The organism is Frankia sp. CgKIO3 (assembly GCF_977946435.1).
In genome coordinates this window covers 1-14,289 of record NZ_CDWTMO010000009.1, presented here as the reverse complement: position 1 = coordinate 14,289, position 14,289 = coordinate 1, and the positions used below count along the sequence as shown (strand labels likewise).

Genomic DNA, 14,289 nt, shown 5'->3' with positions numbered 1-14,289 from the left:
CGGGTAATTCGGACCATCACGCCCGGCGGCATCGGACGTCACCGCCCGGAACCACCTTGCCCGCCTTCGCGGCCCGGGCCCGCAGCAGCTCGCGGATGCGCTCCGCCGGCAGCGGAGGCGAGATCGCCTCTCCCTGCAGCAGGTCGCAGCCGAGGTCGACCATCATCGTCAAGGTCCGTTCGTCCTCGATGCCCTCACCGACGACCCGCAGCCCCAGGCGATGTCCCAGATCGAGCACGGAACGCACGATCGCGGCGTCGGGCAGGCTCCCCCGGACGTCCGTGACGAACCCCCGGTCGATCTTGACCTCGTCGAACGGCAACGTCTTGAGGATCTCCATCGAGCTGTACCCGGTGCCGAAGTCGTCGAGGGAGAGCGCCACGCCGTGGGAGCGCAGCTGACCCAGCATCGTCGCCGCACGCGCGGGCTGGGTGACCAGGGCGCTCTCGGTGATCTCCAGGGTGAGGACGTCGGGGGCCAGCCGGTGCGCGGCGATCGAGTCCGAGACCACCCGGGGAAGGTCGTCGAGCACCAGCATCCGGGGGGAGAGATTGACCGACACCGGCAGGTGCAGGCCTCCCACGTCCCAGGCGGCACACTGCCGCAGCGCCTCGTCGAGAACCCACCGGGTCAGGTCCGCGATCAGGGGGGACCGCTCGGCGATCGGCAGGAACTCGCCGGGGGGGAGCAGCCCACGGCTCGGGTGCCGCCACCGCAGCAACGCCTCGGCACCGACGATCCCACCGGTCCGAGCCGACTGGACCGGCTGGTAGTACAGAACGAGCTCGTCGCGGCCGATCGCGGCGCGCAACTGGGCGTTCAACGCGATCTCCTCGGGCCGCACCCCGGCGATGCCGGCCTCCCACAGGCCCACGCTCTCCCCGACCCGCTTGGCCCGCAGCAGAGCCGCATCGGCGCAGCTCATCAGGGTGGCCATGGTCGCGCCGTCGCGGGGGGCCACCGCGATGCCCACCGAGGCGTCCACCTCGACGTCGACCCCGCAGACCTGGAAGGGCCCCTGGATCTGGCGGAGGACCTGCCGACCCAGGGTGCGCCGCCGCCCGGCAGCTAGGGCCGCGGGCAGGGGGCCGCGGACGGCCGGCGCGCCCGACGGGCCGAGCGGGACGGGTGAAGCGGATGAGGCGGATGAGGGAGGCGAGGCGGATGAGGGGGGCGGCGCCGGGGTGATCTCGGGTCCGCGGAACACCAGCGCGAACTCGTCCCCGCCGGCCCGACCGACGAACACCGGCCTCGGGGTCAGGGTCGGCAACGTCTCGGCAATCATCCTCAGCAGCTGGTCGCCGCCGAGGTGACCAAGCGCATCGTTGACCTCGTGAAACCGGTTGAGGTCCACCAGGACGAGGACAGCCTCGTTCCTCGCGGCGTTGATCTTCGCAACGGCGGACTGCCCGATTTCCATCGTCCCGCCCCGATTGGCCAGGCGGGTAAGGGGATCGGAACGGTTCTGCAGCAGGCCCTCACGGAACAGGGCCTTCGCCACCGCGCCCACGAGCACGACGGCGGCGATGGTGGAGAACATGGGCGCGGCGGCCTCGGCCAGTCCGTCGTGGGCGATGACGCCGGCGACGACGGCACCGCAGACGGCCGCGGTGCCGGCGACGGCCCAGCCGACGGAGACCAGAGCGGCATAGGCGCACAGCACCGGGAACCAGGTCAGGTAGGTGTCCGCGTTCCGGCCGGGCGCCGCGCTCGCCAGCGCGAAGGCGAGCGCGGCGGCGAGCGAGGCGACGGCGACGGGCGGAATCCAGCGCCCTCTCGGGTTAGCCACCAGCCCGACGACAGTGTTGCCGACCGCGACCACCAGACCCAGCCAGCTTCCCCAGCGCAGATAACCCGGGGAGCCCGGAATGCACCCGGCGAGCAGGAAGAGCACCGCCGCGATCGCAGGGGTGACCACGAGAAAACGCCGACGGCCGGCGAACGTACACCCGCTGATCAAAAACAGCTTCCTCCCGCACTGACCCGCGATGAGCCCGACCGAACGGACCGAGCGGATCAGGCGGGCCGAACGGAGACGAACCGCACCGAGCGGGACGTCGCCCCGGGTGTCGCGGCGACCCCGCATCCGAGAGATCACGGTGCACGACGGCGACAGGACCGGGTCAGGTTTCCTTCCAACATAGCCGTCGATCCGGCGTGACCGACATCACGGCCAGCAGTTTCCTGGCACCGATGCGATTTCACGGCACCGATACAATTTCACGGCTCGGTACAATTCCTCGACCGATACCGGATACGACGGGAAATCCGGGAAACCAGCGGAATAATTCGGCACAAAAATGACATCCGGGGTACAGAAACGCTCAGCGCCAGGAACGCTCAGTGACAGGAACGCTCAGTGTGCCGCGTCGTCCCAGGTGCGGCCGGCGCCAACGCTCACGTCGAGCGGCACCGACATGGTGTACGCGGAGGTCATCTCGGCCCGGACTAGCCGCTCGATCGCCTCGTACTCGCCGGGCGCGATCTCGAGGACGAGTTCGTCGTGCACCTGGAGCAGCAGCCGGGAGGCGTACCCCCCGGCACGCAACGCCCGGTCGACCCCCAACATCGCAATCTTGATGATGTCCGCGGCGGAACCCTGGATCGGCGCGTTCAACGCCATCCGCTCGGCCATCTGCCGCCGCTGGGAGTTGTCACTGGTCAGATCGGGCAGGTAACGACGGCGGCCGAGGATCGTCTCAGTGTAGCCGTCCTTGCGAGCCCGTTCCACGACCCCACGCAGGAAGTCGCGGACCCCGCCGAACCGGGCGAAGTAGGCGTCCATGTGCTCCCGGGCCTCGTCCGGCGCGATGCCGAGCTGCCCGGCGAGGCCGAACGCGGACAACCCGTAGGCCAGGCCATACGACATCGCCTTGATCCGCCGGCGCAACTCCGGGTCGACCTCGGAGACCGGCAGGCCGAACGCCTCGGCGGCCACGAAGGTGTGCAGGTCCTCGCCGGAGCCGAACGCCTCGATGAGGCCCTCGTCACCCGAGAGATGAGCCATGATCCGCATCTCGATCTGCGAGTAGTCCGCCGTCAGCAGCGTCTCGTAGCCCGCGCCGACGACGAAGGCCCGGCGGATCTGGCGCCCCTCGGCCGTCCGGATCGGGATGTTCTGCAGGTTCGGGTCCGCGGAGGAGAGCCGGCCGGTCGCGGCGATCGTCTGGTTGAACGTGGTGTGGATGCGCCCGGCGTCGTCGATCATGGGGATCAGCGAGTCGACGACCGTCTTGAGGCGGGCCACGTCACGGTGCCGCAGCAGCACCGGCAGGAGTGGATGGTCGGACTGGACCGCCAGCCAGGCGAGGGCGTCGGCGTCCGTGGTGTAACCGGTCTTGATCTTCTTGGTCTTGGGCAGGCCCAGCTCGTCGAAGAGGATCTGCTGCAGCTGCTTGGGGGAGCCCAGGTTGAACGGCCGGCCGACGATCTCGTGGGCCTGCGCGGCGACCGCGCTGACCTCGCCGCCGTAGCGCTTCTGCAGCTCGGCCAGGTGCTCGGAGTCCACGGCGATGCCGGCCCGCTCCATGCCGGCCAGGACCGTGACCAGCGGGAGTTCGATGTCCCGCAGCAGGGTGGCAGCGGAGCGGCGTTCAAGGTCCGCGTCGAGGGCGTCGGCGAGCTCGAGGCAGGCCCGGGCCCGCACGGCGTCCGCGTGCGCCTGGTCGGCCTCGCCGGAGCCGTCGAGGGTCAGCTGCTGGCCGCCCGGGACGGGGTCGGCGGACAGGTCGCGATGCAGGTACCGGGCGACGAGATCGGCCAGGTCGAAGGACCGCTGGCCGGGCAGAGCCAGGTAGGCCGCGAGCGCGGTGTCACTGGTGACGCCGGCGAGCGGCAGGCCGAGCTCGGTCAGGGCCAGCATCGGCCCCTTCACGTCGTGGGCGGCCTTCGGCTGGTTCGGGTCGGCGAGCCAGGCGCCCAGCGCCGCCACGTCCGCGGGGGTGAGCAGCGTCGGGTCGAGCCAGGCCGCGGCACCGCCGGCCGCAGCCAGCGCGAGACCGGCGAGCAGGCCGGTGCCGCGCCCCCAGGTGCCCCGGGCGTGCAGGCCGTTACGGCCGGCTCTGTGGGCGTGCTCGGCGAGCCACCGGGCCACCTCGCCCGGCCCGAGCACGGTCAGCTCGATCTCGAACCCCTCGTCGGCGGGAGGCGGCGCGATCGCGAGGGCCGCGTAGAGCCGCTCCCGCAGCACCCGGAACTGCAGCGTGTCGAACAGCTGGTGGACGGCCTCCCGGTCCCAGGGCCGCATCCGCAGGCCGGCGGGGACGACGTCGAGCGGCACGTCACGGGACAGCTCCGTCAGGGAACGGTTGCGGATGACCTCGGACAGGTGGGCGCGCAGCGACGCCCCGGTCTTCCCGCCGATCTCGTCGGCATGGTCGACCAGTTCGGCCAGCGAGCCAAACTGCTGGATCCACTTGGTGGCGGTCTTCTCCCCCACCCCCGGCACCGACGGCAGGTTGTCGGAGGGATCCCCGCGCAGGGCCGCGAAGTCCGGGTACTGCACCGGGGACAGGCCGTACTTCGCCTGCACTTCGTCGGGGGTGAAGCGGACCATGTCGCTGATGCCCTTGCGGGTCATCAGCACCGTCACCCGCTCGTCGACCAACTGCAGCGTGTCACGGTCACCCGTGACGACCAGCACGTCCATCCCCTCGGCCGCGCCCAGGGTCGCGAGCGTGGCGATCACATCGTCGGCCTCGTATCCCGGCGCGCTGACCCCCGGCACCGCGAGGGCGTCGCACACCTGGTGGATGAGGCTGACCTGGCCGACGAAGTCGGCCGGGGTCTCAGCCCGACCGGCCTTGTACTCGGCGTACTGGCTGTGCCGGAAGGTCGGGGTCGGCAGGTCCCACGCCACGGCGACATGGGTCGGCCGCTCGTCGCGCAGGACGTTGATGAGCATGGAGGTGAATCCGTACACCGCGTTCGTCGGCTGGCCCGTGGTGGTGGAGAAGTTCTCCACCGGCAGCGCGTAGAAGGCGCGGTAGGCCAGCGAGTGCCCGTCAAGCAGCAACAACCGGGGCGTCGCCGGGGTCGGCTTCGCGGGGCTCGATGGCGCGGGACTCGGCGAGGGCGCGGCCGGGCCGGCCGCGGTGGCCACAGTGGCCGTGGTGGCCACAGTGGCGGACGCTGCCGGGCTCCCGGACGGGGACGAGGTGGGGGACGAAGTGGTGACGGACACGCGGCGAGTTTAGGCCGTGGGTCGGACAGTTTCGCCGCGAGCGGGCGGACCGACGCGTCGACCACGTCGCTCCGTCACGTCGCTCCGCCGATCGGTCAGGTCCGTCCGGTCACGGTTTGACGAGGGTCACGGTTTGACGAGGGAGCTGACCGGGTCGAGCACGGTCCGTTTCCCGGCCCGGACCTCGTACACGTAGACCGTCGAACCCTCGACCTCACCATTCTTCCGGAATCTGATGCGCTTGGTGACCCCGGGAACGTCGACCGAGCCGAACCGGGCGAGCACGGCCTCCCGCATCGCGCCGCTACCGAGCCCGCGCAGCACCTCGATGACGGCGTTCGTGGCGTCATAGGCCTCGCCGGAATAGGTTCCAGGCCGCGCATCGGCGTTGATCGTCTTGTAGTCGGCGACGAACCCCGCCGCCACAGGATCGCTGTTCGGGTCACCGCAAGGGCAGGTCAGCAGCATTCCCTCGGCGTTGCCGGCACCGGCCTGGCGGATGAGCTGGTCGTCGTTCGCGCCGTCGCCGCTGACGACCTTCCCGGTGTACCCCTTGCTGCGCAGCGCCCTGGTCAGCAACGCGAGTTCCGCGTAGTAGCCCGAGTAATACACGGCATCCGGGTTCTCGGCGAGGATCTTCGTGGCCTGGGACGTGTAGTCCTTCGTCGGATTGATGCCGTCGTGGATCACGCGGATTCCTCGGCCGGTCAGGGACTTCTCGAGCGCTCCGGACAAGCCGGTGCCGTATTCGCTCCGGTCGTCGAGAGAGTAGACCTTGTCCACCTTCACAACCTTGGCGAGGTATTCCGCGGCGGCGGATCCCTGCACGGTGTCCGGGGCGATGGCCCGGTAGAAGCTGGTGAACCCGAGATCGGTAAGCGCCGGATTGGTGGCCGACGGGCTGACCGACAGCAGCCCGGCCCTGCTGTAGAGCGGCTCACTCGACTTCGTCGGTCCGGAGAAGACGGGGCCGACGACGCCGATGACCTTCGTATTGTCGATCAGCTTCTGTGCGACGGTGGGCCCCTGCTCGGCCATACCCTGATCGTCCGAGGCGACCAGGCGCAGCCTGAACGGCAGATCCTTGCGCCGGTTCGCCAGCTCGACGGCGGTCAGCACCCCGTCGTAGGCGTTGATGCCAAGCTGCTGGTTGTCGCCGGAGAGCGGCCCCTGAAAGCCGATGACGTATTCCTTTTTCCCGTCGTCACCGGACGCACCACCGCCGCAGCCGGCAAGGACGGCCGCGGCCGTCAGCACACCCACGGATCCGAGGGCCCCCACCGCGTCACGCTCGGTCGGGGCACGCCCCGTCGCCGTCCAGGACCCGTCATGACACGCCCTCCCACAGCACATCGCTGCCGCCACCGCCCCCTCGGCGTCAGAACCCGGTCCGCCGCCACCGCATCATTGGCAACCGATCGAAAGCGGATAGTGACGAAAACGTAACCTTCGGAGGAGTGGAAGGGAAGCGCAATGTGAGCGTGTCGTAACTTGAAGGAGGTTTCGCCGGTGGATCCGAAAGCGAACGACCTGATCGGAGAAGCGAACGACCCGGCAGAACCCGCAACGGCCTGGTCGGAGGATGCCGGTCGCCGCAGCCATTGCGGCAGCCGCCGCAGCGTCATCGCCGGTCGGTCAGTTCTCCGTCTTCAACGGGACGAATCTGCCGCCGAGTACCGTGTAAAGCACGACTGTGGGCGATCGGGTGTCCCCCCAGCGGTCGAAGGCGACGGAGCCGGTGATCCCCGCGAACGAGCCGCTCCCGATCGCCGTCACGAGGTCGTGCCTGGTGGCCGCGTCCACGGTCGTCCGGCCCGGCAGCACCGTGGCCGCTGCGCGGATGATCGCCCTGGCGGCGTCGTACGCATAGGCCGCGACCGCGGGGATGGCCTCGGCCCGCCGCAGCTCCAGCTCCGCGGCTGGCTCGTTCACCCCGGACGTGCCGCGGGTACCGGCGGCCGGCGGCCCGTGGGGCCCCTCCTCCAGGCCCGACCCCGACCCCGATGCCGGTGTCAAGATGCCGTGGACCGCACTCGGGGTGGTGGTGGCGCCCCGGCCGGGCGAGGCGGTCTCCGCTGGATCCTCCTGGCTCCGCAGGTCCGCAGGGTCCTCCTGGCCCCGCGGGCCCAGGGTCCCACTCGGCCGCCCACTCGTGCCAGGCGATTCCACGCCGCCCGAGGCCCCTGGACGGGTACTGCCCTCGTCATCCGCCGGTCCCCCGAAGCGGTCGGAGTAGTCCGCGACGAAGGCGCCTGAGGACGGCAGCCGAGTCGGCGGGACCAGCGGACCGATGATCAGGTCGCCGTCGGCCGCCGACCTCGCCTCGTCGGTGTAGCGGGACTCGAGCAACGCGTCCGAACCGAGTACCTGGATCGACGTTCCCGCGTCGGCGAGCCGGGCCCGCAGTTTCCCGGCGAAGGCCGCACCCGTCGAGACATAGACCAGATCGGGGGCGTCCTCCTCAATCGCCCGCGCGGTGCCGGCGATCTCGGATCCATCCGTCTCGTCCCCCCGGACCTGGTATACCGATGTCACCGACGCGCCGAGGGCGGCGGCGCGCGCCGCGAAGCGGGCGCCCAGGGTCGTGCCGTATCTCGGTTCGCCGTCGACGACGGCGATACGCTTGCGGCCGAGCGTCCTGACAGCGTACTCGGCGGCGACCCGGGCCTGGCGCTCGTCCGTTCCGGCCAGGCGGAAGTAGAACGGGAAGGGCCGGGTGCGCGGCCGGGAACCGGAATCGGTCAGTGTCGGGTCCGCGTTCGACGGGGAGACGACGGGGATGCCCGCGGCGCTCAGCGTGGGCAAGGACACCTTCGCGACGAGTGAGCTCAGCGGCCCGACCACGCCGATGACCTGATCGTTCGCCACGAAGGCGTCCACGGCCTGCGCTCCCCCGTCCGGACGGGACAAGTCATCGTGGGCGGACAGCTCGATGCGCCAGCCCGGGATGGCCCCGGACTTGTTGGCCTCGTCGACCGCGAGCGTGACGGCGTTGCGCGCGCTCACCCCGTCCGTGGAGAGATCCCCGGACAGCGGCGCCATCACACCGAGGGTGGCGACCCGGATGACGCCGGCGCCGCCAGCGCCGCCGTCGGCGTCATCGCCGGCGCCAAGGCTGGCGGCCAGCGTGAACCCCAGGACCGAGGGCACCGCGAGGATCAGGACGGCGAGAGCCGCGAGCGCCGCGCGCCCGCGACCGGTGCGCGATCTGGCCCGGGTCCACCGCCCGATCGAACCGGCCATCGACGCGAGAGACGCCCGCGACGAATCGCTCACCCGGCTTCCGGGATCACGGACACGGAGGTCACGAGCCCGGCAACGCCTCACCCGACAGCACGGCCTCGGCGACCGCCCGCATCGTCCGGCGCTGGTTCATCGAGGTGCGCTGAATCCAGCGGAAGGCATCCGGCTCGGTCATGCCGTGCTCGGTCTGCAACACGCCCTTGGCCCGCTCGATGATCTTCCTAGCCTCCAGGCGCCCCTGCAGGTCCTCCACCTCGGCCTCGAGGCTCACGATCTCGGTGAACCGGCTCATCGCCATCTCGATCGTGGGCAGCAGGTCCTTCTTCTGGAACGGCTTGACCACGTAGGCCATGGCGCCGGCCTCACGGGCACGTTCCACCAGCTCCCGCTGGCTGAAGGCGGTGAGGATGACGACGGGAGCGATACGGTCTTTCGCGATCTTCGCGCCGGCCTCGATGCCGTCCATCCTCGGCATCTTCACATCGAGGATGCACAGGTCGGGGCGGAGCTTGCCGGCGAGGTTGACGGCCATCTCGCCGTCGCCCGCCTCCCCGACCACCTCGTAGCCCTCCTCCTGGAGCATCTCCCTGAGGTCGAGCCGGATCAGCGCTTCGTCCTCGGCGATCAGAACCCGGCGCGGGTTCGAGGAGGGTTGGCTCATCGAGTCGGACTCCTGGTCTCGGAGGTGCGTCCCTAGTGTGACAGGACGGACGATCGGGGTGGCCGTCCCGCCCCGGGCACGGAGGGCTGGAGGTCGAAACGCACCCTACCCGGATAGAGTCTTCAAGGAGAGGTTCCGGCCAGGTTCGACGGCGATCTCCTCGCCCTCGTCCCGCCCGGTTCCTCCGCCCGTTCCACTTGCCCCAACTCGCCCCTGTTACGTCTGATCCAACACGCTCCACCCGCCGGCCCCGGTACTCCAACGGCAGAGAGACGGTGCTCAAACCACCGACAGTGTGGGTTCGAATCCCACCCGGGGTACGTACAGCATCTACGCGCCGTGGATGCCCAGTGGCTGCCGGGGGCGGCCCGGGGGCGGCGGCCGTCACTCCCGCCAGATGAGCGACCTTGTCGAGGTCTGCCACCGGAATCTTGATCATCATGTGCACCTCCTGCCTTTCGTGATCGAGGTGGACGGTGAGCTGAGTGCTTTCGTAGAGGCGTCGCTGCAACGCTTCCGGCGCCTGGCGGAGCTTGAGGTGCAGCTCCGGGAGGGCGCCGAGGAGCGCGAGGCTGTCTTGGCCTGGCCGGTCGGGCTCGGTTTCGTCCGCCGCTTCGAGATCCTTGATCTTTCCGAGGACGGTCTTACGCTCTGCGTCGAGCTGGTTGTAGCTACTGCGCAGTCCCTGGGTGAACGGGTCGTCGGGGTCGCCGTCCTGCGCCTGGCGGAGCAGGTTGCCCTGCCTGCGATCAAGTTCGTCGATCTTCTTCTGGAGCCGGCCTCGCTCGGCTGCTCGTTCCCGCTCGGCTCGGTCGTCGTAGGTCGCGAGTTCGGCGCTCAGGAGGGCGATCCTGTCGCGCCCGAAGACGCGTTCGGCGTAGAAGTCGGCGATCGCGGCTTCAAGGACGTCTTCGCGGATACGGACGCTCTTGGGGTGTCCGGCGAACTTGTCGTCACGGCCCCGGTTGTTCGCTCGGGGCCAGCACTTGTACCAGACAGGTGCGCTGGGATCGCGGACGGTTCCGAACATCCGCCGCCCGCAGGTGCAGTGGATCATGCCCCGGAACACATAGGTCCGTTTGGTCGCGGGGTGGCGGTTGAGTTCGTTGTGCTCGCGGGAGCCGCGTCGGGTCTGCCGGTTGGCGTTGAACTCGTCGTACATCCACTTCGGGATCAGGGGTTCGTGGACAGGTTCGGATGACCACACCCACTTCTCCGGCCCGTTGACCGCCCCATGTCGGGACCGGGTCGCCCGCCGGTTGAATACCTGATAGCCGGTGTATTTCGGGTTACGCAGCAGATCGGCCACCGTGGACTTCGACCATGCCCCTCGTGCCCGGCGGGCCCCGCCAGGCGGCTCGGGTGGGGGGTAGCGCTCCAGGTCGGCGTTGAGCTGCTCGGCGATCTCGCCATAGCCGAGCTTGCGGTAGTAGCGCCAGTGCGCGATCTGCGTGACTGTCTCCCCGCGTGCCCCGTCGGGTTCGAGGCGGGTCTTGGTCGCACCCCGGTCGGCTTTTATCGAGTTCGGATGCCGATAGTTCTTCGGCCGGTAACCGTAGGGCGGTTTGCCGATGTTCCAGCCGTCGCGGACATGGGTGCACAGCCCACCCCAGCTACTCTCGAGGGTGTTCCAGACCTCGTACTCGGCGACCGACTGGTTGATCCGCCGCTGCAGGATCGCGGAGGCCCGCGGCCCGTCGACCTTGATCGGTTCGTTCCACGCCAGCAGCGCAACGCCGGTCTGTTCGAGCCGGCGTTCGATCGCAAGGTTCTCGTACATCCGCCGGGTGATCCGCGACATCGACTCGCAGATCACCGCATCGAACCGGCAGTTCGGATGATCCGCCTCGGCCAGCAGGTCGTCGATGCCACCGTCGCGGGGAATCGGGATGTCGAACCGGGACACGTCGGCCCCGTGGCCGCGCTGATCGAGTTCCTTGCGGCCCGACTCCACGTCGTAGAAGTGCGCGACGATCACCCACGACTCCGGCAGCGCGGACTTCGCCCGGTCCAGCTGGCGGATCAACGACTGGCGGGGGTCCTGCTACTCCTCGGTCGAGGTCCGCCCGGCGAACGCGACCCGGATCTCCCGATCCAACCCCGCCAGCGGCAACGCGAACGGCGACACCGCCAGATCCGACAACCCGCGCAGCGCCGGATCCGCCGCCCGGCTCGCCGGCCCGGGTCCCGGACGGTCCCGTCCGGCCCTCCGGGACGGTCGTCCAGGATCGTTCATGCTGCCTCCTCATCTGATCCACGGTTGCCGGTGGCCTCGCCAGCGTCCCAAAGCAGCAGGTCCCGGATCGCACCCACGAACTCCGCCCGAAGCCGGGCGGCCCCGGGCCGCTGATCGTCTCGATCTCGCCGTGAAACACCCACCGCCGGCCCGGCCGTCCCCGCCCGCCTTCCGAAGGGGGTCGCAGCGCGACGACTCCCTCGTTCTCCGCCTCCGTCCTCTTCCCCATTGACCCGTGGGGATTTTCTGCCGCCGGGACGCCGTCCACGGCGGAGGGCTGTCCGATCTGGCCAGGGTGGCCAGTGTCGCGCCGGGCGATTGGCGGCTCGCCGCCATCGGTGTCCGGGTTGTCGAGGGGAGCGGGGGTGCCGGCAGCCGTCACAGAGCCTCCAGACGTCGCAGGAAAGGCAGAGGCAGAGGCAGAGGAGGCCAGGATCGGGCAGCCGCTCCCAGCAGGGCACGGGGCAGTATCCGGCTCATCGACAACAAAGGTAACACCCGGACGGGCCGGAAGGGAACCCAACAAGCACGGAAAATACTCCGATCCGGGAATGGATCGCGGGCACAGGACCGCTCCGACCGAGTCTGGATTCCCGTCAACGACGGAGGCGGAGAACTGACCGGGAAAAGGTCCGGGTCCGGACCCGGACTCACCTCCCAAGTCCTTTCCTGCGGGCGACGAATCGACCGGCGTCCGGACCGGTACTGAGGGCGAGGGGACGGGGAGCGGGCCCTCTGGCTGCGGTGCCGCAGGCGATGTCGGGCGCATGGGGGGCGACAGGTAGGGAGAGTCGGGACGGTCCGGGTGAACGTTGGCCGGGTCGGTCACGAGGCGGTCCTCCTTCCGCGCGGCACGGAACGCCGCTATAGAGGAATCCTGTTTTTGGCCCCATTTTTGCCAGTCGATCTTCAGAGTTGTTCGAGCGTTGTTCAATCGATCGCGAGGCCTGCGGGGGCAATGGAGCGCATGGAGGCGTCATTTCCATGGCACGGATAGTAAAAATGGGGCCCACCCACCGGGGGACCAGGTTGAAAGATCGAAATATACCGTGACGTGCATTCACGGTGAAAAAATAGTGCGCATGAACTAGTCCGATAGTTCGATGATCACCAGACGTGGCGACCAGCCCGGTCCGAAGATCGCCTGCGCGGCTCGCCGTCGCCGCCCAGCCGCCGCCCGCGTGGCGACCGCCGAGGGGCCTGCGACGATCATCGCGCATCGCGCGTGGGCAGTAGGTAGGCCGCCAAGCGGACAGGTCCACCACGCTGGCGCGCGATCCGCGCGACGGCCGACGTTTTGGGGTCAGCCCAGGGTCAGGGACGCTGGGACGGCGACGGTGATCAGCGTGTAGCAGCCGCAGGCGATCTCCAGCACAGCGTGAGCGCCAAACCAGGTGTCAATCGCTCGCGTGGATACAAGGAGAACTTCTCATCGGACATAGCGCGGAGCCCTTTCCGGGTGCCACGAATTCGGATGGGCCTCAGCGAACCACATCGAGCCCAGCGAAAAGCCAGCACGATCTTCCGCGCCACGCCCAACAAAGATCACTGGCAGCCAGCAACGGCACAGCGGATCCATCCAGACAAGCTCGTTCGCCCGGCGACGGGCCGCCACCAGCGGCACACTCCAACCTGCCCAGCAGTCCTCTGACCTGTGATGCTGTGATGCTGTGAAGTTTGCCGGCGGTGCACAGCAGCCGCTGGCATAGTGCCAGCGGCCCGCGCGACAGGCCCCGCCGGCACCTTCCCAAAAATCTTGGAAAATGACTTCACACTCGCCGCAATAACACCAGCCGCGACATGCCAGCGATCAATAGTTCGGTTGGACTATTGATCGCTGGCAGCGAAAACCAGGCATCCGAGCTGGCCGGAGGCGTACCCAGTAGACATGGCTTCCCTTTCCCAGCGATGGAAACGCCTCGCGCCGACAAGGCAGCTCCCGATGCCTCGGACCGATCAGGCCCCAGCGCCGAACGCAGCGCCGCGCCGACCGGACGGCGGCCTGTTCGACGAGCGGGTTACCCACCCGCCGCATCAATCGGCGGCCTTACCCAAAGAACGGCACGAGCGCCGGCCCGATCGTCCAGCGGGGGCGCAGACCGGCCCCACTCGAAGCCCAAAGATCCGGGTCCGGACCCGACCCCCGGTCAGCAACCGGACCCAGCCGCCCTCTGACCGGACATCAACCCGACCGCAGCCCACACGCGACCGGCGCAGGCGTGAACGGCGGACGGCCGCGCGGAATCGGCGGCCCGCGCGACGCGGCGGAACCAACTCGCTCGGCCAGGAGCCGACAATGCCGGGCTGAACCAGGCCAAGTAGGCGGAACCGGACGATAGAAACCACACCACGCCAGGACAGCCCGGAGGCGAGAAGGAAGGTAGGAAGGCGGGCGGGCAGGAAAGCGACCAGGCACGAACCGCGGCGCGCCAACGCGACCGGCCCGACCACCGCGACCGGCGGAGCCAGCGGGACCAGCGGGATTCGCTGGTGAAATGGGCGGAGCCTCCGAGCGTGGCGCTCGGAGGCTCCGTGAGGACGAGAGACGGGGTCAGTGCTCAGGGGTACGCTTCGTTGGCCGGTCGCGATGGGCGAGGTCATCGCGGATGGCGTCGCAGCGCGCAGACAGTTCGCGGGCCTCCGCGCGTGCGGCGTCCCGAGTCTTGATCATGACACGGCGTGATCCGTACTTGCCGCCGTACGTCTGCTGAGCCACTGTCGAGAACACGCCGGCACGACCAAGGTCATCGGCACAGTTCGCCACGTCCATGATCTTGCGAAGGGTGGGGAAGTCGCTGCCATCGCCCCACGCCGACGCGAAGACCACTTCGGACATGGCCGCGAAGTACGTCACCGAAGCCAGATGCCGCGCACGCTGCTCGGCCGCTTCCGGTGTCGTGCCCTCAGACGTGGGCTTGGGATTTGCATTGAAATAACTTGATTATTCTATGTCGGGTCTACGGGAAG

7 protein-coding genes, 1 tRNA gene and 1 pseudogene are annotated in these 14,289 nt (G+C 69.2%); 1 reads left to right on the top strand and 8 read right to left on the bottom strand.

Translation table 11 applies throughout. The features are described from left to right. Positions 1–16: 16 nt before the first annotated feature. From AC08OJ_RS02315 to AC08OJ_RS02295, 5 genes are all read right to left on the bottom strand, one after another. Positions 17–2,086 (bottom strand): putative bifunctional diguanylate cyclase/phosphodiesterase, encoded by a 2,070-nt coding sequence (locus AC08OJ_RS02315; RefSeq protein ID WP_476591631.1) that lies wholly within the window; start codon positions 2,084–2,086, stop codon positions 17–19. Positions 2,087–2,356: 270 nt separating this feature from the next. Further along, positions 2,357–5,119, bottom strand: a complete 2,763-nt coding sequence (gene polA, locus AC08OJ_RS02310; RefSeq protein ID WP_476594948.1) for a DNA polymerase I — start codon at positions 5,117–5,119, stop codon at positions 2,357–2,359. Between the two features lie 189 nt (positions 5,120–5,308). After that, the gene (locus tag AC08OJ_RS02305; RefSeq protein WP_476594947.1) at positions 5,309–6,463 is read right to left on the bottom strand and encodes a branched-chain amino acid ABC transporter substrate-binding protein; all 1,155 of its coding nucleotides are present in this window, start codon (positions 6,461–6,463) and stop codon (positions 5,309–5,311) included. 354 nt (positions 6,464–6,817) lie between these two features. Next, positions 6,818–8,425 carry a branched-chain amino acid ABC transporter substrate-binding protein gene (locus AC08OJ_RS02300; protein WP_476591651.1) on the bottom strand — a complete coding sequence of 536 codons (1,608 nt, stop codon included), beginning with the start codon at positions 8,423–8,425 and terminating at the stop codon, positions 6,818–6,820. 61 nt (positions 8,426–8,486) lie between these two features. Further along, positions 8,487–9,086, bottom strand: coding sequence for an ANTAR domain-containing response regulator (locus AC08OJ_RS02295; protein ID WP_009399419.1), 600 nt, complete (start codon positions 9,084–9,086; stop codon positions 8,487–8,489). 247 nt (positions 9,087–9,333) lie between these two features. On the opposite strand from AC08OJ_RS02295, the gene AC08OJ_RS02290 reads away from it, so the two are divergent. Next, positions 9,334–9,406: transfer RNA gene (locus tag AC08OJ_RS02290), tRNA-Leu, on the top strand. Between the two features lie 620 nt (positions 9,407–10,026). Here the strand turns inward: AC08OJ_RS02290 and AC08OJ_RS02285 are convergent. The 3 genes and pseudogenes from AC08OJ_RS02285 to AC08OJ_RS02275 all read right to left on the bottom strand — a co-directional run. Beyond that, positions 10,027–10,992 (bottom strand): annotated as a pseudogene (locus tag AC08OJ_RS02285) (recombinase family protein); the annotation flags it as partial. A 138-nt stretch (positions 10,993–11,130) separates the two neighbouring features. Further along, positions 11,131–11,322, bottom strand: coding sequence for a hypothetical protein (locus AC08OJ_RS02280; RefSeq protein ID WP_476594946.1), 192 nt, complete (start codon positions 11,320–11,322; stop codon positions 11,131–11,133). A 2,551-nt stretch (positions 11,323–13,873) separates the two neighbouring features. Then, entirely contained in the window at positions 13,874–14,176 is a 303-nt protein-coding gene (locus tag AC08OJ_RS02275; protein WP_476594945.1) for a hypothetical protein, read from the bottom strand. Positions 14,177–14,289: the final 113 nt, after the last annotated feature.